Source organism: Methylosinus sp. PW1 (assembly GCF_000745215.1).
Taxonomy (GTDB): domain Bacteria; phylum Pseudomonadota; class Alphaproteobacteria; order Rhizobiales; family Beijerinckiaceae; genus Methylosinus.
Window position 1 is genome coordinate 35,688 of the sequence record NZ_JQNK01000001.1, and the last position, 23,666, is coordinate 59,353.

The 23,666-nt window shown below is 62.2% G+C and carries 24 protein-coding genes and 5 pseudogenes; 13 read left to right on the forward strand and 16 right to left on the reverse strand.

Annotated elements, in window-relative coordinates:
* The first annotated feature begins 19 nt into the window (after positions 1–19).
* Complete coding sequence (locus K369_RS00190; protein ID WP_245278031.1) at positions 20–715, forward strand: SMC-Scp complex subunit ScpB; 696 nt, start codon at positions 20–22, stop codon at positions 713–715.
* Positions 716–865: 150 nt separating this feature from the next.
* Positions 866–1,126 carry a DUF2164 domain-containing protein gene (locus K369_RS00195; RefSeq protein WP_036286134.1) on the forward strand — a complete coding sequence of 87 codons (261 nt, stop codon included), beginning with the start codon at positions 866–868 and terminating at the stop codon, positions 1,124–1,126.
* A gap of 17 nt (positions 1,127–1,143) precedes the next feature.
* On the opposite strand, the gene K369_RS00200 is transcribed toward K369_RS00195, so the two are convergent.
* Together K369_RS00200 and K369_RS00205 are read right to left on the reverse strand one after the other, a co-directional pair.
* On the reverse strand, positions 1,144–1,428 hold the full coding sequence (locus tag K369_RS00200) for a hypothetical protein (RefSeq protein ID WP_036286136.1): 285 nt from the start codon (positions 1,426–1,428) through the stop codon (positions 1,144–1,146).
* 206 nt (positions 1,429–1,634) lie between these two features.
* Complete coding sequence (locus K369_RS00205; RefSeq protein ID WP_245278033.1) at positions 1,635–2,432, reverse strand: DUF3991 domain-containing protein; 798 nt, start codon at positions 2,430–2,432, stop codon at positions 1,635–1,637.
* Between the two features lie 259 nt (positions 2,433–2,691).
* Here K369_RS00205 and K369_RS00210 point away from each other — a divergent pair, with 259 nt between their 5' ends.
* The 6 genes and pseudogenes from K369_RS00210 (at position 2,692) to K369_RS00230 (ending at position 8,668) form a co-directional block, all read left to right on the forward strand.
* Complete coding sequence (locus K369_RS00210) at positions 2,692–3,039, forward strand: WGR domain-containing protein (RefSeq protein WP_084570365.1); 348 nt, start codon at positions 2,692–2,694, stop codon at positions 3,037–3,039.
* Positions 3,029–5,215: an ATP-dependent RecD-like DNA helicase gene (locus K369_RS00215; protein ID WP_036286138.1), complete on the forward strand. Its 2,187-nt coding sequence runs from the start codon at positions 3,029–3,031 to the stop codon at positions 5,213–5,215. The genes K369_RS00210 and K369_RS00215 overlap by 11 nt, the downstream gene beginning before the upstream one ends.
* Positions 5,216–5,309: 94 nt before the next feature.
* A complete protein-coding gene (locus K369_RS26895) occupies positions 5,310–5,567 on the forward strand; it encodes a hypothetical protein (RefSeq protein WP_210165039.1) in 258 nt (85 codons plus the stop codon).
* A 693-nt stretch (positions 5,568–6,260) separates the two neighbouring features.
* Positions 6,261–7,246: pseudogene (gmd, locus tag K369_RS00225) on the forward strand (GDP-mannose 4,6-dehydratase).
* A 21-nt stretch (positions 7,247–7,267) separates the two neighbouring features.
* Positions 7,268–7,591 carry a hypothetical protein gene (locus K369_RS25900; RefSeq protein ID WP_156967611.1) on the forward strand — a complete coding sequence of 108 codons (324 nt, stop codon included), beginning with the start codon at positions 7,268–7,270 and terminating at the stop codon, positions 7,589–7,591.
* 276 nt (positions 7,592–7,867) lie between these two features.
* A complete protein-coding gene (locus K369_RS00230; protein WP_036286143.1) occupies positions 7,868–8,668 on the forward strand; it encodes a methyltransferase domain-containing protein in 801 nt (266 codons plus the stop codon).
* Positions 8,669–9,079: 411 nt separating this feature from the next.
* Here the strand turns inward: K369_RS00230 and K369_RS25905 are convergent, their stop codons facing one another.
* From K369_RS25905 to K369_RS00265, 7 genes and pseudogenes are all read right to left on the reverse strand, one after another.
* Positions 9,080–9,250 carry a hypothetical protein gene (locus K369_RS25905; RefSeq protein WP_156967612.1) on the reverse strand — a complete coding sequence of 57 codons (171 nt, stop codon included), beginning with the start codon at positions 9,248–9,250 and terminating at the stop codon, positions 9,080–9,082.
* 55 nt (positions 9,251–9,305) lie between these two features.
* The gene (locus K369_RS00240) at positions 9,306–9,527 is read right to left on the reverse strand and encodes a hypothetical protein (RefSeq protein WP_036286147.1); all 222 of its coding nucleotides are present in this window, start codon (positions 9,525–9,527) and stop codon (positions 9,306–9,308) included.
* Between the two features lie 412 nt (positions 9,528–9,939).
* The gene (locus K369_RS00245; protein WP_036286149.1) at positions 9,940–10,146 is read right to left on the reverse strand and encodes a hypothetical protein; all 207 of its coding nucleotides are present in this window, start codon (positions 10,144–10,146) and stop codon (positions 9,940–9,942) included.
* Complete coding sequence (istB, locus tag K369_RS00250) at positions 10,143–10,895, reverse strand: IS21-like element helper ATPase IstB (protein ID WP_036286151.1); 753 nt, start codon at positions 10,893–10,895, stop codon at positions 10,143–10,145. The genes K369_RS00245 and istB overlap by 4 nt, the downstream gene beginning before the upstream one ends.
* A 274-nt stretch (positions 10,896–11,169) precedes the next feature.
* Positions 11,170–11,550: pseudogene (locus tag K369_RS27420) on the reverse strand (hypothetical protein); the annotation flags it as partial.
* A gap of 219 nt (positions 11,551–11,769) precedes the next feature.
* Positions 11,770–12,810 (reverse strand): annotated as a pseudogene (locus tag K369_RS00260) (IS3 family transposase); the annotation flags it as partial.
* A 131-nt stretch (positions 12,811–12,941) separates the two neighbouring features.
* On the reverse strand, positions 12,942–14,201 hold the full coding sequence (locus K369_RS00265; protein WP_036286158.1) for an IS256 family transposase: 1,260 nt from the start codon (positions 14,199–14,201) through the stop codon (positions 12,942–12,944).
* A gap of 111 nt (positions 14,202–14,312) precedes the next feature.
* On the opposite strand from K369_RS00265, the gene K369_RS00270 reads away from it, so the two are divergent.
* On the forward strand, positions 14,313–15,335 hold the full coding sequence (locus K369_RS00270; protein WP_156967614.1) for an IS110 family transposase: 1,023 nt from the start codon (positions 14,313–14,315) through the stop codon (positions 15,333–15,335).
* Positions 15,336–15,469: 134 nt separating this feature from the next.
* On the opposite strand, the gene K369_RS25070 is transcribed toward K369_RS00270, so the two are convergent.
* Positions 15,470–15,865: a hypothetical protein gene (locus K369_RS25070; RefSeq protein WP_210165038.1), complete on the reverse strand. Its 396-nt coding sequence runs from the start codon at positions 15,863–15,865 to the stop codon at positions 15,470–15,472.
* A gap of 366 nt (positions 15,866–16,231) precedes the next feature.
* On the opposite strand from K369_RS25070, the pseudogene K369_RS25075 reads away from it, so the two are divergent.
* Positions 16,232–16,603 (forward strand): annotated as a pseudogene (locus K369_RS25075) (transposase); the annotation flags it as partial.
* A gap of 102 nt (positions 16,604–16,705) precedes the next feature.
* Complete coding sequence (locus K369_RS00280) at positions 16,706–17,143, forward strand: hypothetical protein (protein WP_036286160.1); 438 nt, start codon at positions 16,706–16,708, stop codon at positions 17,141–17,143.
* A gap of 7 nt (positions 17,144–17,150) precedes the next feature.
* On the opposite strand, the gene K369_RS00285 is transcribed toward K369_RS00280, so the two are convergent.
* Genes K369_RS00285 through K369_RS00295 form a run of 3 tightly spaced genes read right to left on the reverse strand, consistent with a single transcriptional unit; the run spans position 17,151 to position 19,525 of the window.
* Complete coding sequence (locus tag K369_RS00285; protein WP_036286162.1) at positions 17,151–18,713, reverse strand: IS66 family transposase; 1,563 nt, start codon at positions 18,711–18,713, stop codon at positions 17,151–17,153.
* Between the two features lie 51 nt (positions 18,714–18,764).
* On the reverse strand, positions 18,765–19,121 hold the full coding sequence (tnpB, locus tag K369_RS00290; protein WP_036286165.1) for an IS66 family insertion sequence element accessory protein TnpB: 357 nt from the start codon (positions 19,119–19,121) through the stop codon (positions 18,765–18,767).
* On the reverse strand, positions 19,118–19,525 hold the full coding sequence (locus K369_RS00295) for a transposase (protein WP_036286172.1): 408 nt from the start codon (positions 19,523–19,525) through the stop codon (positions 19,118–19,120). The genes tnpB and K369_RS00295 overlap by 4 nt, the downstream gene beginning before the upstream one ends.
* Before the next feature lie 15 nt (positions 19,526–19,540).
* Between K369_RS00295 and K369_RS00300 the strand changes: the two genes are divergently transcribed.
* The gene (locus K369_RS00300; protein WP_051948613.1) at positions 19,541–20,224 is read left to right on the forward strand and encodes an IS110 family transposase; all 684 of its coding nucleotides are present in this window, start codon (positions 19,541–19,543) and stop codon (positions 20,222–20,224) included.
* Between the two features lie 605 nt (positions 20,225–20,829).
* On the opposite strand, the gene K369_RS00305 is transcribed toward K369_RS00300, so the two are convergent.
* The gene (locus K369_RS00305) at positions 20,830–21,312 is read right to left on the reverse strand and encodes a hypothetical protein (protein WP_051948615.1); all 483 of its coding nucleotides are present in this window, start codon (positions 21,310–21,312) and stop codon (positions 20,830–20,832) included.
* 70 nt (positions 21,313–21,382) lie between these two features.
* Positions 21,383–22,306: a hypothetical protein gene (locus K369_RS25080; RefSeq protein WP_084570364.1), complete on the reverse strand. Its 924-nt coding sequence runs from the start codon at positions 22,304–22,306 to the stop codon at positions 21,383–21,385.
* Between the two features lie 124 nt (positions 22,307–22,430).
* Between K369_RS25080 and K369_RS00310 the strand changes: the two genes are divergently transcribed.
* Complete coding sequence (locus K369_RS00310; protein ID WP_036286289.1) at positions 22,431–23,384, forward strand: IS4 family transposase; 954 nt, start codon at positions 22,431–22,433, stop codon at positions 23,382–23,384.
* On the opposite strand, the pseudogene K369_RS25085 reads toward K369_RS00310, so the two are convergent.
* Positions 23,377–23,553, reverse strand: a pseudogene (locus K369_RS25085) (transposase); the annotation flags it as partial. The gene K369_RS00310 and the pseudogene K369_RS25085 overlap by 8 nt on opposite strands.
* Between the last annotated feature and the right edge of the window lie 113 nt (positions 23,554–23,666).

Consider the following 23,666-nt stretch of genomic DNA (forward strand, 5'->3'; position numbering starts at 1 on the left):
CCGGAAAGCCGGACCCGATATGTCTTTCGACGCGGATCTCGCCGACTTGCCCGAGCCGATGCGCTGGCGTGAATGGATGGGCCGCGTCGCGGCGGCGATTTTTTCCGCGCGCGATCCGGTGCCGCGCGAGACGCTCGCGCGGCTGGTCGGGCAGGGGTGCAATCTCGACGATCTTCTCACCGACATCGTCGACGAGCTGCGCGGGCGTCCCTACGACATCGTCGTCGTCGCTGGTGGCTGGCAGTTTCGCACGCGGCCGCGTTTCGCCGGCGCGATCCGCGTGGCGGGCTCGGGCGTTCCGCGCGACGGCGGCGCGCCCGAATTGACGCCCACCGAATTGCTGGCGCTGACCGCCATCGCCTATCTGCAGCCCGCGACCCGGGCCGAACTCTCGCGACTCGCCGGCCGAGAGATCATCCGCGACGTCATCGGCCGGCTGAAGCGTCTCGATCTCATCGATGGGGCGTTGCGCGCGCCCGAGCCTGGCGCGCCTTTCGCCTATGTCACGACACGGAAATTTCTGGAGGCCTTCGGCCTCGCCAGCCTGCGCGAGCTGCCCGACATCGAAAGGCTGGAGGATGAGGGCCTGCTGCAGCGCCCGGGCACCGACGGCGATCTCGACGGGATCCTGGGACTGTGCGACGAAGAGCGGGAGACGGACGAAGACGCCGCCGACTTCGCCGACGGGGATGGATATCAATCGGCCGATTGCTGAGTCTGGCGCTCAGCGCGACCGGCCGCCAAGGACGGGTCTCCAATCGACGCGCCAGACGTTTTCCCGCGCGATGCGCCAAACGGCGTCGACCAGGGCAATGCGTCGATCGGCTCGGAAGTAGCGAAGCTCTATGCGTGAAAGGAACGCGCGGTGGCGATCGAGATACCGAAAGAGTCTGCGAAGGAAGCGGTCTTGTCGATTCGACGCTATTTCGAAGAGAAGATGGATAATGAGATCGGCAATCTAGCGGCGGAGGGGCTGCTCCAATTCTTCGTCGAAGAGATCGGTCCGATTATCTACAACAAGGCGGTCGCGGATGTGCAGAGCAGGCTGCAAGCCCGCGTAGCGGAGCTGGATGTCGAGATTCATGAGGACGAGTTCGGCTACTGGCGGAATCGCCCGCGCCGCTGATCCGGATATGATAGCCATCAGCCGTCGGCCAACCCTCCATCCGGCGCCTCCTCGACGATCCCGTTCAAATCGGGCGGTGACCCGCGGTTCAGCTTCCGGGCGGCGACTGGCATTTCCACTCGCCCTTCAACGGGAAGGGCTCCTGGAAGCTTCACGCACGCCGATGGCACGAGGGCCGTGCCGGTGAGCTGAATGGCGGTAATCGCCTCGACGAGCAGCAGCCAGGATGTCAGGAGCCATCTTGGCTTGAGAATATCCGAATCCGAATCCAAAAAGCCATCGAACGTGATAATATTGACCAATAATATTCTCACGTTTGACGGCTTCCCACGTCGCTTTGGCCGGAAAACTGGGCCGTGTCGTGCGTCGCCGTTCGCAATTCTATAGAAATGTTGGAACAGCAAATTCTCAAATTAGCTGGCTTCGGCAAGCGATATTATCGAATTAAATGGATATTCTCAAGCATCATGGCTTTAGTTAACTCGTTGATTTCCCTTAAAACGTATTCTCACGCCAAAATGGCTCCTGACACCGGGGTTCTCGCGAGGCGGACGGCGATCGTCTCGATCGCTTCGATGGTTTTCGGCCCCATGCCGCCGCCGGTCGCGGCGTAGAGCGTGTCGTCGCGGACGTCTTCGAATGCGGCGACGCTCAGCACATTGATCGGCGCTTCCGCGAGCACGAAGCGCGTCAGTGGCGCGGAACCGCCGGGAAGGCGGAACATCATCTTGTCGCCGCCCTTCACCGATCCTTTGAAATCGGGGCCTCGGATTTCGATATGGGTCACGGCGCCGTGATCGTCGCGATGCGCGAACCAGGCGCTGCCATAGGGGCCTTCTCTCACCGCGTCGGCGGCGCGCGCCCGTTCGAGGACGCGTCGCGGCAGAGCACGCGCGCCGGCGAGATAGCGCCAGACGGTCGAGCCCGTCTGCAGCCGGGGGCGTCGCTCCCAGCGCTTGGCGAGCGCGAGCGCGGGCCTCGACTCTCCTCGGGAGCGCTGGAAGCTGGGAAATCGCGGGACGACGCCGGTGAAGCGGCGCAGCACTTTGCGGACCTCGCCGAAATTCAGACGGGGCTCGAGATGCTGAACGAGATCGAAGACGTCGCCCTTCGCCTCGCTCTGCGGATCCCACCAGCCGCGGCCCTCGTGATTGACGATCAGGATTTCTCCCTCTCCACGTCGATATTTGAGGCAGTTCTTCGTGCTCTCTCGGCGATCGAGCCGCCAGGGCGGCGTCGAGCGCTCCAGCAGCGCGGCGCAATTGGTCTTCGCCCGCAGCTGTTCGATTTCCGGGTCATGGCTCATGGCGTTCCGTCCCTTTCTCGGGTCGGGCGGAGCGGAGAGCTCGATTTCTCCTTCTCCTTTCCCAAAACGCCGTCGGCCGACCGCGAGACGGCCGGGCTGCAAGGGCGCGCGGAACGCGCGGGAGCAAAGCGACGCACCCTTGTCGGCGCGGACGGCGCTAGCGGTAGCCATGCTTCCTCTCCCTTTGCTCCGGATTCCCATTCGTGATTCATTCGTGTGCGAATGCGAAGCGGCGGCGTGGAGGGCCGGCATGGCGGCGATGGACGAGATCGCGATTGCGTTGCAGGGCCGAAATCCGGAGGCGAACCGCCATCGTTCCTGGCGCGTCGAGGCCGGGCGCGATCTGTTCGGAGCGTGGATCGTGCGCGTCTCCTTCGGCCGGATCGGCTGTCGGGGGCGAACATTCGCGCGCGAATTCGCGTCGGAGGACGAGGCTCGCGCCTATGTGCGCGACGGGCTGCGCCGTCGGAAAGGCGCTGTTCGGCGCTGTGGCGTCGAGTATCGCGTCGTCGACGCCTCGCCCGCGGCGCAGCCTCTCTTGGCGACGGTCAGATTATCGAACAGTCCGAAGCCTCTCGAAGCGCCCGAGCCTCGCCTTGAAACCTGAACAGCCATCGCAGAGCGGCACCTCGCGGGAAACGCTCGTCGGTTCGGTCGAGCGCGTGACGTTCCACAATGAGGAGAATGGCTTCGCGGTTCTGAAGGTGAAAGCGCGCGGCAAGCGCGACCTCGTGCCGGTCGTCGGCCACGCCGCGTCAATTTCCGCGGGCGAATATATTCATGCCGTCGGCGTCTGGATCAACGACCGCGCTCATGGGCTTCAATTCAAAGCGGATTTTCTGAAGACCACGCCTCCGACGACGGCGGCGGGCATCGAGAAATATCTCGGCTCCGGCATGGTCCGGGGCATCGGTCCCAAGCTCGCCGCGAGAATTGTCGCCGCATTCGGCGTGGCCACCTTCGAAACCATCGAAGCGACCCCGGAAAGGCTGAAGGAGGTCTCGGGGATCGGAGAGTTCCGCGCCAAAAGAATCGCCGCCGGCTGGGCCGAGCAGAAGGCCGTCCGCGACATTATGGTGTTCCTGCATTCGCATGGTGTCGGGACTTCGCGAGCGGTGCGCATCTTCAAGACCTATGGGTTCGACGCCATTCGGGTGATGACCGAAGATCCCTATCGGCTCGCCCGGGATATTCGAGGCATCGGCTTTCGGACCGCCGACGCCATGGCCATGAAGATGGGCGTCGGGAAAGAAGCGCCGCAACGCGTGCGCGCCGGCGTATCCTTCGCGCTGCAGGAGGCGACCGACGACGGTCACTGCGGGCTTCCTATCGAAAGCCTTCTCACACTGGCGGTCAAGCTGCTCGACGTCGACAAGGCGATCGTGCGGACGGCGCTCGATCACGAGCTCGCGGGCGCGGAAGTCGTCGGCGACACGATCGGCGGGGAGCCCTGCATCTTCTTGCGCGGGCTTCACACCGCCGAGCGCGGCGTCGCCGAGCGGCTGCGGGCGCTGCTCCGAGGCTCGCCGCCCTGGCCGCAGATCGACGTGGAAAAGGCCGCCCCCTGGGTCGAGAAGCGGACGGGAAAGACCCTGGCGCCGTCGCAGCGCGCGGCGATCAAGATGGCGCTCCGCTCCAAAGTCGCCGTGATCACCGGCGGTCCCGGCGTCGGCAAGACGACCTTGCTCGACGCGGTTCTGCGCATTCTGGTCGCCAAGGGAACGAAAATTCTGCTCGCCGCGCCGACCGGCCGCGCCGCCAAGCGCATGGCCGAACAGACCAGGATAGAGGCGAAGACCATCCACCGTCTGTTGGAGATCGATCCCAAGACCGGCGGATTTCGGCGGGGTCCGGACAATCCGCTCGACTGCGACCTGCTCGTCATCGACGAAACCAGCATGGTCGACATCTCGCTCATGTACGCGCTCGTCAAGGCGATCCCCGGGCCATCGGCGCTCTTGCTGGTCGGCGACGTCGATCAATTGCCGTCGGTCGGACCAGGCCAGGTGCTCGCGGACATCATCGAATCCGGAGCCGTGCCGGTCGCACGCCTGACCGAAGTATTCCGGCAGGCCGCCGAAAGCCGCATCATCGTGAACGCCCATCGGATCAATCGCGGCGAAATGCCGGAATTGCCGCGGCGCGGCGAGGAATCGGATTTCTGGTTCGTCGACGCCGAAGATCCCGAGAGGGGAGCCGCCACGGTGGTGGAAATCGTTCGCGACCGAATTCCGCGGCGCTTCGGTCTCGACCCGATCCGCGACATTCAGGTGCTCTGTCCGATGCAGCGCGGCGCGCTCGGGGCGCGAGCGCTCAATGTCGATCTGCAGAAGGCGCTCAATCCCAACCCGCCGGCGAAGGTGGAGAAATTCGGCTCGATCTTCGCGCCAGGCGACAAGGTCATGCAGACCGAAAACGATTACGATCGTGACGTATTCAACGGCGACCTCGGCACGATCCTGCGCATCGACGACGACGAGGCCTCACTCGTCGCGAACTTCGACGGTCGAGAGGTCGTGTATCCATTCGCCGAGCTCGACGCCTTGGTCCCGGCCTATGCGACGACGATCCACAAGTCGCAGGGCTCGGAATATCCTGCCGTGGTCATCACGCTGGCCACGCAGCATTACACCATGCTGGCGCGCAATCTCGTCTACACGGCTGTGACCCGCGCCAAGCGCCTCGTCGTCCTCGTCGGCCAGCGCCGCGCGCTGGCGATCGCGGTGAGAAGCGGCGCCGGGCGAAAGCGATGGACGAAGCTGAAGGAGTGGTTGAAGGTTTGAAATCGACTACCGACGTGGCGCACCGGCGGAGAGCACGCGACGCCGGGTCCTGCGTCAGAGACAGGAACGAGACGGGCGCGTGAAAATGCAAGACTTGAACGAGAGCGCCCCGTCGGCGAACGACAACAGGGCGACGACAGTGACCTCGGGACGCCGAGCGATGCACGCCAGCCCGCAGGACGAAGCACGGGGCCTCGAGGTCGTGCGCCTCCACCAGAGGCTGGAGGATTGGCGCGATTGCCGTCGTCTCTCTGTTGCCGAGAGGTGGCCAGCGCTCGCCTACGAAATCATCTGCATCGAAATTCGCACGCTGGAACGGGCCATTGCTCGACAGGTACGTGAATTATTCTGAGCTGCGCGGCGCCAAGCGCGGATACAACGGTCGAGGGTACCCATCGCGCCGCGGCTGTGACGAGAGGCGGCGAGCGCGTTCGGCCCCCATGCGCGCGAACTCGCGGAACGGGCGTTATGGGAACCCGGAAACGTCGCGCCGGTAGCAGGATGACGTCACCACGGTCGAGTTCAACGGATACGAACTCCGAGAAGTCGCCTGCTATGCCGTGGCGCGCGCGGCCAGCATTGGCGATCTTGGAACGCAATCGCCCTGACGATCCACGCCCACGCGCCGAGATAGACACCCCGCGGTTGTTCGCGGATGGACACGAACGGACTAAATCGTTACGTGACTGTGCATGAGCTGCGCTGGCTGAGGAGGCTCGCGATACGGGGCAGGCTGCGGCGAGCGACGCCGCGCACAGCCCTCACTGCATCCGGAGGCACCAATCGATCCCCCTTTCGAAGAGCTTTTCCTCGACGAGGTGCAGGCTAAGTGGAGATCAGAAATAAAGCCCACCGGCCTGGGCGATGATCGACGGCGGGAAGCGACGGCGCTTGTAGCTCACGGGCGACTGTCTCATGGCCCGAAGATCGTCCCTCTCGCGTTACCCTCCGTTATGTGACATCGCCAGCTACGCCTAGATCGTATATAGAGGGCCGTTCGACCGATGATGAAAGCCGCGAACGTGGATTTGAATTAGAGGGGTGCATGACGAAACGCGCGCTGCTGACGGGCATTACCGGACAGGATGGGGCCTATCTCGCACAGCTTCTGCTCAGCAAGGGGTATGAAGTCTCTGGCGTGATCCGCCGCTCCTCGCACCGCGGCGTCGAGGACCATCGCCTGCGCTGGCTCGGCGTCGCCAATGACGTGCAGCTGCTCGACGGCGATCTTAGCGATCTCTCCAGCCTGCTGCGCATCGTCCAGGAGGTGAAGCCGGACGAGGTCTACAATCTCGCCGCGCAATCCTTCGTCGCCTCCTCCTGGCGCCAGCCCATTCTCACCGCCAACATCACCGCCGTCGCCGTCGCCAAGGTGCTCGAGGCGCTGCGTCTCGGCGCCCCCGGCGCGCGCTTCTATCAGGCCTCCTCCTCCGAGATGTACGGCCTCATTCAGGAGCCGATGCAGAGCGAGAGACGCCCTTCTATCCGCGCTCGCCTTACGCCGTCGCCAAGCTCTACGGCCATTGGATCACGGTCAATTACCGCGAGAGCTTCGGCATGCACGCCTCCTCGGGCATTCTCTTCAATCATGAGAGCCCGCTGCGCGGCATAGAATTCGTCACCCGCAAGGTGACGGATAGCGTGGCGCGCATAAAGCTCGGCCTCGCCAAGGAGCTTCGCCTCGGCAACATAGACGCCAAGCGCGACTGGGGCCATGCGCGCGATTATGTGCGGGCCATGTGGCTGATGCTGCAGCAGGAGACGTCGGACGATTATGTCGTGGCGACGGGCGTCACGACCACAGTGCGCGACATGTGCCGCATCGCTTTCGCCCATGCCGGCCTCGACATGGAGGCGCATGTGGTGATCGATCCGAAATTCTACCGCCCGGCGGAGGTCGACATTCTGCTCGGCGACAGCTCCAAGGCACGCAAGGCGCTCGGCTGGGCGCCCGAGACCTCGCTCGATGCGCTCATCCGCGAGATGGTCGACGCCGATCTCGAGCGGTTGAAGCCAGCCGCGAGAATTTGAGAGGCTGCTAGAGTATCCGTTATGGACAATGGCTTTTTCGGCCCAAATGCGATCATCGCGCAACTATGCGTTGGCGAGGACGATCATTCTGCGCATGACGGCGGTGATGGCGACCTTGGCGGGCTCCCCAGCTTCCACGAGCCTGACATAGCCAGCCTTCATCTGCGGATTGAAGCGGCAGGCGACGAGCGCTGGCATATTGAGGGCTTGGCGGAGAAAAGCTCTGACGCCGCCGTGATCTACAAGAGTATCGCCTACGGCGTCGCCCCACAGGCTTGGCTCACCGAGGCGCTCGCCCGTATCAACGATCACAAGATCAATGATCTTGCCACCTTGCTGTCGTGACGCTGGGCCGCCGATTAGCAGGCCAAAAAAGTCGCCGCCTGATTCTCGCGCAGCCGTCGCTGGCCGAAAATGATCAATCTGCGTGCCTCACCGAATGCTTACCCCGAAAACTGGAGCGCAGTGCGCGTTGCCTGATCCCGGTGCAATATCAAACCCAGATCGCTCGGCCATTCGCGCAATTTGCACCGCACCCTTTTCATCGGTTTTTAATTCTCCTAAACTAGCGGAAAACGACCCAAAGCAAAGCAGGACCAAGTCGGAAAGGCGAGCAGAGCAATGTATGACGAGCTAGCGGACATTGTGCAACACAGACTCGATGTTGGAAACTTAAGACAAGCCGCCGAAGACCTTGGTTTCAGGGTCACGAAATATCGTCGAGGCATCGATCTCGGGGGGGGGCTCGGGCTTCATGCGCCGTTTCTACTGGACATCGTAGAAGAAATATATATTACAGATATCGTCCGTTACACCACCCAATACGAAGGGACGCTTCTCGCCGGCATAAGCGCCAAATTCGCTCGCAACAATATTCCATACGATCCGAGTCGGGTCGAGTTTCACACGGTCGACGCGCAGGATCTGATCTACAGGGACGGGCTTTTCGACTTCGTCTTCAGCGTCAACGCCTTCGAGCATATTCCCGAGCCGGCCAAGGCCTATGACGAGCTGATCCGCGTCACTGCACCAGGTAGTCTCGTGCTCATTCAGTTCGATCCATTGTGGCATTCCGCCTACGGCCATCACCTTTTCCATTTGAATCTCGATCCTTGGGCGCATCTCTTGACCAACAGAGAAGAATTCGAGCGGCTCATCTATGACAAGGGTGGCAACGCCAATGACTTTGAGATCTTTCTTCACGAGATGAACGGCAAGCGCTTTCAAATCTACAGGGATTTATTCGAGGGACAAGCGGCTAAGCATTTTTCAAAATGGCATTTCGACTATTGGTCGAAGTCCCCGCAATTGGACCCTTATGCATCGCGTTATCCAGAGATTTACGAAGCCGCTCGCGCGCGAGGGTACGATTTGGAAAATCTCCTCGTACGTGGCGTCCAGTTCATCGGCGAGCGCTCCTGATGGATTCTTTGATTCGAGAGGACGCGCGTCGGCACGTGGTATTTTTTTGGGGAGGGGGGCTCGTCGATCGAAGCGACGGATGGGCGCGCGAACAGGAAACAACCCGCGAGCGCAGCGCCGGCAGAGCGACGCGGTGGCCGTGCGCGGCGATGCGCAGCAGTAGGAGGGCGATCATCGTCGCCAGCAGCTGAGCCTTGATGGCGTTCTCGTTCTTGCCCAAGAACCTGTGCGGATCGAGAGATGCTGCTCAGCCAGCGGAGCAAGAGTTCGATCCGCCAGTGCGCCTCATAAAGGGCAGTGATCTCGGCCGCCTCGCACGTCACGTCGTTGGTGATCACCTCGAAATCTGCGGCTGCGGCCCTGCTCGCCGCGTCGCGCTCGATGATGCAATGGAGGCGCACCCGCGGCTTGCTATCGCCCGTTGCTCACCAGCGCGACCTCGCCATCGCCGATGGTAACGTAATTGAGATTGGCGAGCGTCACCTCGACGCGATATGGGAGGTCATCGCCGCAATCATAGGCGACTTGCTTTCTGAGCCCATGGATGTGGTAGGGTCGCGGCAGGGACGTGGGTTGCCCCACGCCCCCCGCACAGATCCGTACGTGCAGAATTACCGCATTCGGCTCTTGCCTTGAGTCAAGACGCGAAGCGCTGGTTCGGATAGGGATGCAGAACGCGGACCTTGGGGATGTAGAGCGCGATGAGGCGTTGGAAGCGCTCCCAGGTCAGGCGCGAACGCTGACTACGCCGTCGCAGAGCGCGCATCCAAGCCCGGCAGACTTCGGCGCGGAACATTCCGAGCCTTTTCAGATTGCCGGACACAGCGTGATAGAGCGGAATCCGATCAAACTGCATCATAGCCGGATGCCGCAAAGTAATTCGCGCATTCGCTCGGCGTGATGTTAGCGGCGGCGAAAATCCGCGCATAAACGGCGCGGTCGGGCTGGGTCCGAACGGCTGGAGGCGTCAGAGCGCTTTCTCTGGCGCGGCCCGGTAATTACGGGCTGGATATGTTGATTTGGCGCGAGCTGCGGTCGGAACAGGAACACGTCAATCGGCGCGAATGGATTCACATGGGGATCGATGCGCGTGGCGGTGACGTCCCTCCGCGCCCATGATGCTGTCGTGCTCGCGACCGTCAAGGACGCTTCGCGCCGCGCCGCGGCGCCCTTCGGGCGTCCTTGACGGCCGCTGCGCGCGCCAGCATTGCAGCGCTCAGGTCGGGACGACGGGATGGCCGTCCCGATCGAACCACGGGATATTCGGCGGTTCAGAGAGATCCTTCGTCGCTGGCGCCGTCGTCGCCACGTTGATCCCGGAGCAATTCCTGCATTCGGTCGCCATAGAGCGCCCAGATCTTGTCGCGCAGATCGTCGATCAGCTCGAACAAGGCCAGCGCCTGCTCGGGCGTCCAGGTCCGGGGAATATCGATCGAGAGCGGACGAAGATGCGCCGGCGATCTCCTCGGCTTTCTCATGATTTGACCTCGCGGCGCTGGCGGGTTCGTTGCTCGGCGCGGTCGCGGGCTTCCTTGAGGCGCCAGGAGTCGCCTTCGATGGAGACGATTTCAGCGTGGTGAAGGAGACGGTCGACCAGAGAGACCACGCAGGCCGCGTTGGGAAAAACTTCTCGCCATTCTGCGAACGGTCGGTTGGTCGTGACCAGCGTGCTCTTGTTCTGATAGCGGCGCGAGATCAATTCGAACAACAGATCGGCGTGCCGGTTGGAATAGGAGAGATATCCGACCTCGTCGATGACCAGCAGTTGGGGCCGGGCATAGTGGCGCAGGCGACGGCGCAAGGCGGAGTCGCTGTCCAGCGCGCAGAGATCGCCCAGCAGTTGGCCCGCGCTGGTGAACAGGACGGCATGTCCCTCGATCAGCGTTCGATGGGCGATGTTTTGCGCGATGGTCGACTTGCCGACGCCGTTCGGACCGACGAGAACGACGTTGGTGGCGTCCTCGAGGAACTCGAGCGTCATCAGCGCGTCGATGGCGGCGCGGTCGCAGCGTTTGGGCCAGTTCCAATCGAAGTCGCAGAGGGGCTTGAAGCGACCGATATGGGCGGCGCGCAATCGGCGCTCCAGTCCGCGGCGGCCTCGCTCCCGCTCTTCCCAGCCCAGCAGCGTATCGACCCAGGCTTCGCTGGCGACCTCGTTCCAATGCGCCAGAAGTCCATGCAGATTGAGGGCGCCGGCGCGAGCGCGCCGCGTGTCGGATTCATTCATCTCGATCGTCCTTTAGCTGGTCATAGGTTTCGAGCGCATGCGGCCGCACCGGCACATCGCGGTCGCGCACGCGCGCGCAGCGGCCGTCAAGGACGCCCGAAGGGCGCCGCGGCGCGGCGCGAAGCGTCCTTGACGGTCGCGAGCACGACAGCATCATGGGCGTGGAGGGACGTCACCGCCACGCGCATCGATCCCCATGTGAATCCATTCGCGCCGATTGACGTGTTCCTGTTCCGACCGCAGCTCGCGCCAAATCAACATATCCAGCCCGTAATTACCGGGCCGCGCCAGAGAAAGCGCTCTGACGCCTCCAGCCGTTCGGACCCAGCCCGACCGCGCCGTTTATGCGCGGATTTTCGCCGCCGCTAACAGTAGTGAGCGTCAACGCGTTGGGCGGCTTCACGGGCGGCGCGTCGACCGGCTTGCCGTCGACCAGGCGGTGCAGCAGGTTCAAGATGTGCATCTTGGTCGGCGCGCCGGCCGCCAGCGCCAGTTCGGCGGCGGTCAGCACAGCCTGCTCGTCGTGCTGTAGGACCAGAGCCAATATCTCGACCATCTCACGGTCGCCGCCCGGCTTCTTGAGCATGAACTGTTGCAGTGTCCGAAAGGCGGATGGCAGTTCACCGAAGGGCGCGCCGTTGCGCAGCGCGCCGAAGGCTCCATGCCCGCTCGACAAGGTGAACCGGCAATTTCGAGCGGCGCGGCCAAATGCGCTGTGGCTGTCCGACTTCAGTGTGCCGCAGCAAGCGGCGTGAGAGATGAGGGTAGGTCCCTCGCCATCGGCTTGCAGGAGCAGGTGGCAAACCACCGTGAGCGGCGTGGGTCAAAAGCCCGCGGAGCGTGTCAACGATTTTGAGACAGCGGGATTTGGAATTTAAGCTTGGAGTTCTTGTGTTTTGAGCGGTGGATTGATCCAGGCGGCGGTTGGCTTTCGGGGTGGGCTCGGCGGTATTCTGACGAAACGTTCGGGATTGGCCTCGAAGGCGCGATCGAGGATTTTCTGGCGGGCGTCATAGATTTCTTCGGCTTGGCCGAAATGAACCTGATTCGGAGTCATCAATCCGATGCCAGCGTGGTGATGGTCGCGATTGTACCAAGTGAAGAAGTGGCGAACGAATGTCTTCGCATCCTCGACGCAGCCGAAGCGATTTGGGAACTGCGGCTGGTATTTCAGTGTCTTGAAGCAGCTTTCGGAGAATGGATTGTCGTTCGATGTATAGGGTCGGCTATGCGATTTGGTGACGCCGAGATCGGCGAGCAGCAGGGCGGTGGCCTTGGCTTTCATCGGTCCGCCGCGATCGGCATGCAGAGTGAGCTGGCCGGGCTCCACGCCGTGCTTTTCGACAGCGTCGTTGAACAGAGGTTTGAACAGCGCGGCGGTTTCCGCGTCGGCGATGTGCCAGCCGACGACGCGACGGCTGAAGATATCGAGGATCACATAGAGGTAGAAGTAGGTCCATTTGACCGGCCCCATCAGCTTCGTAATGTCCCAGGACCAGACCTGATTGGGTCCGGTCGCCAGAAGCTCGGGCTTTTGATAGGCGGGATGGCGCAATTGCCGCCGTCGCTCGCGGACCTCGCCGTGCTCGGCGAGGATGCGATACATGGTTCGGATCGAGCACAGATAGACGCCCTCGTCGAGCAGGCAGGCGTAGATTTCGGCGGGCGCGAGATCGACGAAGCGCGGCCCGCGCAGCATCTCGAGAATATGCTGTCGCTCGGTGTCGGTCAGCGCGCGCAGAGGTTTCGGACGCGCCCTCGCGACGGCCGGCGGCTGTTTACGCGCAGCCTCGCGGCGGTGCAGGCTGGCGCGCGAAAGGCCCAGCGCTGCGCAGGCCGCAGCGATCAGGCCACTGCGTGGCGCCAGCGCCGCTACGGCGTCCATCAGGAGTCCTCGTCGTTCACGATCGGGAGCCCCAGCAACAGAGCAACTTTTATGGAATGGCCCGCCCCTCCTTCCGGCGTAGTAGGCTCGCCGGCGATAGAACGGAGGGATTGGTCATGAAGACGAAGGGAGCTATGCCCGAATGTGGGTGACGGCGTGAATCAAGCGGCGGACTTTTGATCGGGCGCGATTTCGATTCCGTCGCGGAATTTTACACCGCTGATGAGCTTCGGCAACAGCTTTTGTCCTTGCAGCCTGCGCCAGCTTTTCGACGCCTCTATCACCAGCTTGAACACCATCAGTCGCGCCGTGTCCTGCGAGAGCGCGCCTTTCGTGCGCACGGTTCTGTGCCGCACCGTCGCAAAGGCGCTTTCGATCGGATTCGAGGTTCGCAAATGCGTCCAATGCTCGGCAGGAAAATCGAAAAACGTCAGCAGCGCATCGCGGTCTTTCGTCAGGCAATCGACCGCCTTCGGATATTTCGCCGCGAATTTCTCGGCGAAAACATCCATCGCCGTCTGCGCCGCCGCGCGGCTCTCCGACAGCCAGATCTCGCGCAAATCCTTATGCGCGGCGCTGTGCAAGGCCTTCGGCAGCTTGTCGAGAACATTCAGCGTTTTATGCACCCAGCAGCGCTGATGGCGCGTCGACGGAAACGCCTCGTCGAGCGCTTTCCAGAAGCCGAGCGCCCCGTCGCCGACGGCGATTTCCGGCGCGATGACAAGCCCCCGCGCTTTCAAATCGACGAGCAATTCCTTCCAGCTCTGCGCGCTCTCGCGCATGCCCGCTGAGAGGCCGAGCAGTTCCTTCTTGCCTTCTGGCGTCGCGCCAATGATCACCAGCATGCATTCGGCCTGCGGCTCCATTCGCGCTTGCAAATAGACGCCGTCGGCCCAGATATACACGTAATGCCGCGCCGACAGATCGCGCTTTTGCCAGCGGCTATAATCGTCATCCCAGTCGCCCTTCAGCCGCGCGATCACGCCGGGCGAAAGATTGGGCGCGCTCTTGCCGAGCAAGGCCGTCAGCACATCCTGGAAATCGCCGGTTGAAACGCCGCGCAGATAAAGAGCCGGCAAGAGAACGTCGAGGCTCTTCGTGCGCCGCGCCCATTTCGGCAGGATCGACGAGGCGTAGCGGATGCGCTCGTCGTCGCCAGCGCCGCGGTCGCGCGCCTTTGGCTTTTCCACCTCGACAGGCCCAACGCCCGTCTGGATCGCGCGGACAGGGTCATGGCCGTGACGAACGACGCGCTGGCGCCCATCCGGCAGCTTCAGATCGGCGTGCTGCGCCAAAAACGCGGCGAACTCCGCCTCAACGGCCTGCTCGATCAGCCGCTTCGCGCCGGAACGCAGGATTTCCGTGAGCGGGTCGTCGATTGCGCCTTCCTGTTTGAAGGCGACAACATTATTCTCGGTCATGGCGTAACGCTCCTTCGGGAGGTTCGGGCAGGTTTGGTCACCAACCCCGTTACGCCGCCTGCCTCACGCCGTCATCACCCACTTTCGGCCATAGCTCAGACGAAGGTTTCCGTGCTCGGGATCGACATCGGCAAGAATATTTGCAGTCTCGTTGGCTTCGACGCGGCCGGGACGGTGGTCATGCGGCGGCGGGCGACGCGGGAGACGCTGATCGGCTTGGCAGCGAAGCTGCCGGCCTGTGTCGTCGCGATGGAAGCGTGCTGCGGCGCTCATCATCTGGGGCGGGTCTTCGCGGCTCATGGCCACGAGGTTCGGCTGATGTCGCCCGAATATGTTCGCCCCTATGTGAAAGCGCAGAAGAACGACGATCGCGACGCTGAAGGGATCGCCGAGGCGGCGACGCGGCCGACCATGCGCTTTGTGGAACTGAAAACGCAGGATCAGCTCGACATCCAGACGTTGCATCGGTCTCGCGACCGACTGGTCGGCGAACGGACGGCGCTGATCAACCAACTGCGGGCGATCCTTCTGGAGCGCGGAATCGTCGTTCCCAAGGGTAAACGTCATCTCGCGGATTATCTCGCCGTCATGCTGGACGAAGGGGGCCGACACACTTTGAGCGACCGGATGTACAGGCTCGTCGACGACGCTCGCACGCAATGGCGCGAGCTGGACAAGCGCATCGCCGCCTTCGACGCGGAGTTCACGGCTTTCGCCAAAGAGAACGAGGACGCCCGGCGACTGGCGACAATACCGGGCGTCGGCGCCCTGATCGCTTCGGCCTTGTTGGCGGCGATCGGAAAGGCCGAGACGTTCGAGCATGGTCGCGATCTTGCGGCCTGGCTCGGCCTGGTCCCCCGTCAGGCGACGACGGGGGGCAAGCCGAAACTGCTCGGGATCAGCAAGCGGGGCAACCGATATTTGCGCAGGCAACTCATCCATGGCGCGCGGGCGGCGCTCCCCCATGTCGCCAAACGCGACACGTCGCTCGGGCGGTGGCTGACGACGCTGCTCGCCCGCGTGCATCAGAATGTCGCGGTCGTCGCCTTTGCCAACAAGCTGGCGCGGATCTCCTGGGCGGTGCTGCGGCGTGGAGAAACATTTGCCGACAAGGAGGCGATCCTGGCGGCGTGAGACTGGTCGTTCGGCGCATGTGCTGCTGATCGTCCGACGATGTTTGCGGGTGGTGGATCGAAAGATGGCCTGACTGATAGTCGAACGGCGTTCTGGAAACCTGGTTCAAAAAACGGCGTTCGACGCCGAGACTTTTATGAGGACCGGAACGCGCGTATCTCCATCTTGGCCGGGGGCTCGCCCCGAGGCCGGATACGTTGACGCAGACCCATCAGAAGGCGCTCTCGATAAAACTGCTTGCAGACGGGGCGGGCCATACGTTTTTGGATTTCGATGATCGCCTCGGCGCGCTCCAGGCGTTTTGTCAGGAGCCTGTTCTCGCGCTGCAATTGCGCATGTTCGGCCGCCAACGGATTGGGCTCTACGACCTTGGGGCCGCGCTTGACAGGGCTCAGCGCTTCAAAGGCCCCGGCGGCGCGTTGGCGACGCCAGTCCGTCAGGGCCGATGAATAGAGCCCCTCGCGGCGTATGATCGCCCCGATGCCTCCAGGAACCCCAGCCGCGCGATCCGCTTCATCGAGGATGCGCAATTTGTCTTTGGCCGTAAACGTGCGCCGACGCGGGCGAAGGACGAGTTCCGGCGACGCGGCGTCTGGCGCCGAAACAATCGTCGGCCTCCCGCCTTCCTCAGCTTCGGCGCCAGACGCCGCAAGAGTCTTTCCATCAGTGATAGGGCGCATAACCATGGGATGTTTCGACCTCGGCCCTCAAGGGTAAACTCCCGCGGGGTGTTTGTCTCAACATCGTTGGCACGGAGGGGTCATCATGGCCGAAATGATACGGGCCAGACGATATGACCGTTTTGGTGGCGGACGGGGTGGCCCGTCTCCACAATGTGCAAGCAGCGAGGGTTGCGCCATAAGCGCCTATCCTCATGCACAGGGAGACGGACCGCCATGGAGTTTAACAGCTACATTGGGCTCGATGTCCATAAGGAAACAATTGCCGTCGCCATCGCGGATGCTGGCCGAGATGGCGAAGTCCGATTTTATGGTGAGATCGCCAACGCACCCGACGCGGTCGGCAGCTTATTGAAGAAGCTCGGCGGTCGGCATGGCAAGCTGCACTTCGTCTATGAGGCCGGCCCTTGTGGCTATGGTCTCTACCGTCAGATCGTCGCGGCCGGCCATGCATGCGAAGTCGTGTCGCCGGCGCACACGCCGAGACGCGCCGGCGATCACGTCAAAACGGATCGACGCGACTCGGTGATGCTGGCGCGCTTGTCCCGCGCCGGAGAGCTCACATCGGTCTGGGTTCCAGACGAAGGTAAGCGGTGCGGCCGTGCCACACCGATCGGCTGTGGACGGCGGGGGCTGGGCAGTTGACCTCTGATCGGAGGGATGGCGTCGTGCTTTTGAGGAGCGACGCCGATGACGATCGAAGACCAGCTTCGGGAGCGGTTGCGGAAGGTGGAGGCGCTGCATTTCGGCGCGACGAGCGCCGGAGAGCGCGAGGCGGCCAGCGCGGCGGCGGATCGGCTGAGGGCAAAGCTCGATGAGGCGGCGCGCAGCGATCCTCCCGTCGAGATGAAGTTCAGTCTCCCGGACGAATGGTCGGTGCGCTTGTTCATCGCTCTATGCCGACGCTACGGCGTGCGCCCGTTCCGCTATTCGCGGCAACGCCGCACGACGATCATGGTGAGGGCGCCGCGGCGCTTTTTCGACAGCGTCGTGTGGCGGCAGTTTTCCGATCTGCACACGGACCTTTGGATCTATTTCGAGCAGACGACGGAGCGGCTGATCAAAGAGTCGATCTGCTCCGATACGAGGGACGCGGAGACGGCGAGCGAGCCGAGCCTGTTGCGTTGATGGTGGATCATGCCGCCGCTTCGGCCTGGTCACGCGCGGCTTTCCAGTTCCACACGAGAAGCTCGGCGAGCCGATTGTTGGTGGTCGCGCCGGAGACCATGCGCTCCAGCACATCCGCGAGCCATGTCTCCGGATCGACGCCATTGAGCCGCGCCGTTTGAATCAGCGTCGATAGGATCGCCCATGTTTCGGCGCCACCATTGTCGCCGGCGAAAAGCGAGTTGCGCTTGCCGATCGCGATCGATCGAATGGGGCGCTCGACGATATTGGTGTCCGGCTCGATGCGGCCGTCTTCGTGAAAGCGCGTCAATCCGCTCCAATGCGCGAGCGTATAGTTTATCGCCTTGATCAGCGGCGAGATTTGCGACAGCCCGTCGCGCACGGCGATCAAGCGGGCATGCAGCGCGTCCATGATCGGCGTTGTCTCGGCCTGCCGGACAGCGCGCCGTTCGTCGGCGCTTCTGCCGCGAATGCGCTTCTCGATCGCATAGACCATTGCGATCGTGTCGATGACCTCTTTGGCGAATGGCGAGCTCGTCGTTTTGAACACGGCGACGAACTTGCGGCGCGCATGCGCGAGGCAGAAGGCGAGCGTGATACGGCTCTCGGCGCCCTCGTCCTTGACCAGCGCCTTGTAGGCGGCGTAGCCGTCGACCTGCAAGATTCCGGTAAAGCCGGAAAGCTGCGACGCGATCTCCTTCTTGCTGCGGCCGTCCGCGAACACATAGGCGACGGCCGGCGGAGCCGGTCCCGCCCAGGGGCGGTCGTCGGTCGCATGCGCCCAGAACTGTCGGAGCTTCACATGTCCGGACGCGAGCACAGGCATCGGCGTCTGGTCGCAGAAGAGCCGCGGATAGCGATGCATCACCTCCAATTGCAGATCGTAGAGCCCCTTCAGCATCCAGGCTGTCTGCTTCATCCAGCGCGCCAGCGTCTGTCGATCGAGGACAACGCCCAGGCCGGCGAGGATGGCGGTCTGACGATAGAGGGTCGAGAGCCAGCCATATTTGGCGACGGCGATATGGGCGACGAGCGCCGTCGAGACCATGCCGCCTTCGATGAGCTGCGCCGGCGCCGGCGCTTGCACGACAGCGCTTTCACAAGCTCGGCACGCATATTTGGGACGGATCGTGAGCAAGACGCGCAGCACGGCCGGCACACGGTCGAGCACTTCACTCACGTCCTCGCCGATGCGATTCATTTGTCCTTTGCAGCAAGGACACTGCGTCGTCGCCGGCTCGATCACGCGGTCGCAGCGAGGAAGATGCTCGGGCAGCTTCCCGATGTTGCGCTCAGCTCTTTTGCGCGGCGCCTTCGCGGTTTCCTCGGCCGCCGGAATGTCGTCGTTCGCCGACGTCGACGTCAAAATCTCCTTGGCGCGACCATCCAAAAGGTCGAGCGCGAGCTGCTCCGCGCTCAGCCCGGACAATCGCTCGGAGCGCGAGCCGAAAATCAGCGCTTTCAAAGTCACGATCGTTGTCCGCAGCGTCTCGTTTTCCGCTTCGAGCGCAAGCGCCAGCTCCGTCAGCAGAGCTGGGTCCGATGGAAGGGGCGTGGAGCGAAGCGCCATGACGAGAATGTACCACTGCGCTCGCTAAAGCTCCAGAGAATACAAGCAATATCACGCAGTTTTGTTCGGCCTCTTCACCGTCTTCAGCGTGATGCGCGACCATTCCGAGAAGCCATCGAACAACATAGCGAACTGCGTCGGCGTCAGAGACACCACACCGTCTTGCGCTGGCGGCCAGGCGAATCCGCTGTCCTCCAGCCATTTGGTCGCCAGAACTGTTCCCGAGCCGTCGAATAGCAAAAGCTTCAAGCGGTCCTTGCGCTTGGCGCGGAACACATAGACGTCGCCACTGTACGGATTGCATTTTAAATCTTCCGCCACCAGAGCGACGAGCCCATGCACCCCTTTACGGAAATCGACCGGCCGCGTCGATACGAACACGCGTCGCTGCGCGCCGATAGAGATCATCGCGAACGACGCAGCGCCGAAATCACCGCATCGACCGTCGCGCTGTCCGCGCCCATCGGCACACGGACCGTCGCATCGGCGATCGAGACCTCGATCGTACAGGACGCGACAGAGACCGCGTCGCGCTCCTCGACGCATCTCACGCGCACCGCAGCGAACAGCGCTTCATGCTCGGACGTGCTTCGCGCCTCCCAGGCCTGCCGACGCCAGACGGTCAACAGTCCACGGCTTACGCCATTGCGTCGAGCGACGTCCGAAATGTTGGCGTTCGGCTCCGCGCTCTCCGCGACGATCCTGGCCTTCTCCTCGGACGTCCAGCTGCGCCGGCGCCGGCCGCCGGTGATCAGCTCCACCCGTTGATAAGTCCTGCCTTCATGCATGGCTTCAAGCATGGAATGATCCATCGCCCGACCCTCCTCATGACCAAATCACTCGAGGAGGATCGCGCGCCGCTCGAAGCTTTTCGAGGTGGGACGCTCGCACGGCTTACAGACGAAGCGCATGAGGCGATGCGCGATCTCATTCGCGCCCGCGAGGCCGCGACGAAGGACCTGCGCCAGGCTCGGCAGCGCATCCAGGGCTTCCTTCTCCGTCATGGTCGTCGCTATGCCGGCGCGGTATGGAAAAAGAAGCATCGGGTCTGGCTCGCCAATCAGAGCTTCGATCATCCGGCGCAGCAAATCGCCTTTCAGACCTATCTCAACGCCATGGATCAGGCGATCGCCCGCAAGGATCTCATCGAAGCGCAGATCGAAACGCTCGTGCCGGAATGGTCTCTCGGCCCCGTCGTCGAGGCTCTCCAGGCGCTACGCGGCGTCGCGCTCGTGGTCGCCGCCGGTGTGGTGGCCGAGATCGGCGACATGCGGCGCTTCGACAATCCCCGCCAGCTCATGGCCTTCATCGGCCTCGTTCCCGGCGAGCATTCGAGCGGAAGCAAGCGGAAATTGACCGGCATCACCAAAGCCGGCAGCATCGTCGCGCGGCGACTGATCGTCGAAGCCTCTTGGTCCTATCGCATGCCGGCGAAGGTCGGTCAGGCGATAATGCTCCGACAGCAATCGATCGCAGTGTCGATCCGTGTGTCAGGAGCCATCTTGGCTTGAGAATATCCGAATCCGAATCCAAAAAGCCATCGAACGTGATAATATTGACCGATAATATTCTCACGTTTGACGGCTTCCCACGTCGCTTTGGCCGGAAAACTGGGCCGTGTCGTGCGTCGCCGTTCGCAATTCTATAGAAATGTTGGAACAGCAAATTCTCAAATTAGCTGGCTTCGGCAAGCGATATTATCGAATTAAATGGATATTCTCAAGCATCATGGCTTTAGTTAACTCGTTGATTTCCCTTAAAACGTATTCTCACGCCAAAATGGCTCCTGACACCCGGCGCATAAAAACAGCCTCGCCGACCCCGCGTCGGCATGGTCGGATTGGCTGGCGCCATGTGGACGAACGCCCAGCTTTCCGCGATATTGATCGGACATGCGTGCCCGGCACGGTGTGGGGCACGGCGTCGAACGGAACCGGCAAGTCGAGATCGACGCCGTGCTTGCCTTCGAAAAGGCCAAGCTTACCCCAGCATTCCCCGCCACGGCAGGCCGCGACCGCGCGCCGCCGCATAGACCTCAACCAGACGCCATAATCATCTCGGCAGGCCCCGGAGGAAACCCGGCCAGACCACGACCGCGCCATCTATGCGCGGATTTTCACCGCCATCGACAAGCGGCGATGATCGTCTCGCCGCCCGGCGTCTCGAAGCGTTCGCGGCGATATCGCGTCACCTGCGGAGAGAGGCTCAACTCCTGAACGACGATGTCCTCGAAGCCCTTGTTGCGCGAGCCCGCGGGCGGATTGGCCTTCACGACGACCGTGGCGCCGATCTTCAGTTTGTCGAGCTGGCTGCCGCGCCGGCGCAATGAGCGCTTCTTGCCGCCGCCGGTCTCTGGCGCCTTCGCATCTGTCGACTTATCCATGCCGGACGGCTTGAACGGAGGACGCCGCGGTAGGCCTTTGAGCCGCGCAAGCTCGTCCTTGGTCGCCTGATGCTCGATCCGCAGATGCGCCAACGCCCCGCAGAGCTTCTCATTCTCCGCCCGCAACCGCGTCACTTCGCCGATGAGATCGCGCACCACGCCGATCAGTTCGGCTTGTGTCAGGCGTTCGAGCGAATCAGGCGGCGGCGCGGTCATCCGCAGCTTGAATCACATTTTTCAGATTGCGACTCCCCCTCCCGCCCGGAAATTTGCCCCGGTTACGTGTCTATCTCACTAGGCTATTGATAGTAATTGCAATTTTCTTTTCAAAAGCAAGGCCGTGAGTGCTGACGAAATGACAATAATTCCACCATTCATATCCGGGCGGATGATCCGACACATCGCAAATCGAGAGGCCGGCGATCGGTGTCCTGGAAAGGTGCACCCCCTCTGAGGCGATACACAAAAGCGCCTTTTCATTAGAGCCTATCGATTGCGCAGCGATATATATCCGTTCGATTTCGTCGAGCAATACCGCGTCGAGCGGCTGTCTTAGATGAATGACAAAAAGCGTTTTCCGCCCATTGCTGAGCGCGGACAGAAAATTAGCTATTCTTTTCGAATACCGCTGCTTGAACAAGCGGAAATCATCATCGACCCACAAATTTCCAATTTCATGGTTAAATAAAATTCCGTGATTCCTGCTGACGACGTGATTAGATGCGACGTCGAAGTCCAGATCATCAAAGAAATCTTCAAATTTCACGCTCAGAATATCCGCAATGCATCCTATAGGAGTCACAGCGAGATCAAACGGGTGGGATTTTTCACCGAAGGCTCTTGTGCGTTTTAGGCCCCATCTCGCTGAAACGGTGCGCGGAAGGCAATCGTACCCGAGAGATATAATGTCTGTATTGCAATAACCTCTGCTAAGCTTGAAATCTAGGCACTCACGAATGAAATTTGCGGCATCTGTTTGTTCATTATTAAGATCTTCGCGTATTATATTTGACCATATGTTTTGTAATTCGCTAGCATTCAATGCGCCGACATGCGTAGTATAAAAGTAGACGTAATATTTATCGAAGATGCTCGGAGTCGGAGCCGGATCGTATTCAAGCGCCTTTTTCTCAACGCTGCCGCGCTGCCAAATAGCCTCGCCGTAGCGCTTCCACGTGTCCGGTATATCAGCATCAACAGTCCCGCGCATCACTTGCTCCAATTATGGCAACCCACGCGCGCGAGGCGCAGCGCGGGGGTGGCTGGATGGGCGGACCCTACCTTTGGGCGGTCTCCATGACAAGAATTTGGTACTCTATCGCCCGACCCGGCTCATGGCCAAATCACTTGAAGAGGATAAAAATACAGTCTTTCACGATCTGCTCAAACTGCGTCCGTGGAAAACCGTCGACGCGCTCGTCGCGCAGCATCGCGCCGACGACCTCGTTCGCAGCTTCACGACGCGCCATCAGCTCATCGCGCTGCTCTACGCGCAGTTTTCCGGCGCCGAGTCACTGCGCGCTGTCGAGACGGCGATGGAGAGCCATCGGGCGCGGCTCTACCACCTCGGCGTCAAAGCTCCCGCGCGCTCGACCTTCGCCGACGCCAATCGTAGCCGCAGCCCGCTCGTTTTTCCGGGACTGCTCGAGCATATCCTGGCGCAGACCGATCGCAAGACGCGGCGCGAGATGAAGGACGTCGTGCGCCTCATCGACTCGACCGGCCTGCAACTGGCCGGCGTCGGCTGCGAATGGGCGCGGTTCGCCGCCGGCGTCTGCGGCGCCAAGGCGCATGCGATCTTCGATCCTAATCTCGGGCGTCCAGCCTATCATTCGCTCACCGCCGCGAGGGTCAACGACATCACGGCGAAGGAGATGCCGATCGAGGCCGGCGCGACCTATGTGTTCGATCTGGGCTATTACGACTATGAATGGTGGGCGCGGCTGGACGCGGCCGGCTGCGGCATCGTCACGCGCTTCAAGACCAACACGCCGCTTTGCGAGGCGAAGGCTTTGCCGCTGGCGCCGGGAACTGGGTTCGTGAGCGACCGGATCGGCTTTCTGCCCGCTCGTCAGGCGAAGGCGCGCAAGAACCCGATGGCCGACGCGGTGCGCGAGATCGTGGTCGTGACGGACAGCGGCAAGACGCTGCGGCTGCTCAGCAATGATCTCGACGCGCCGGCGGACGAGATCGCCGATCTCTATAAGCGCCGCTGGCTCATTGAGTTGTTTTTCCGCTTGATAAAACAGACGCTTCGTATCAAGCGGCTGATCGGTCGCTCGCGATGAAGTGATGAAGCTGATTGTATCCGACGTCGCCGTCGCGCGCCGCCATGGGCGGCACGCTCTTGCGATCCCCAGCGCCAATCAATCCCGCAATGTAGACCGGACACATCCGCGCCCGCGCCTTGTGCCGACGGCGGCCTCCGACGTGCACAACCGGAAGTGCGCCATCCATCCGCTCAGGTATCGGCTGAGAGACTCCATGCAGGATGCGAGCGAGCGCCCCGGTATCGCGGCTCGGACAACCAACGATCCGAGCACGATGCCGAACCCCCATGTGACCGACCG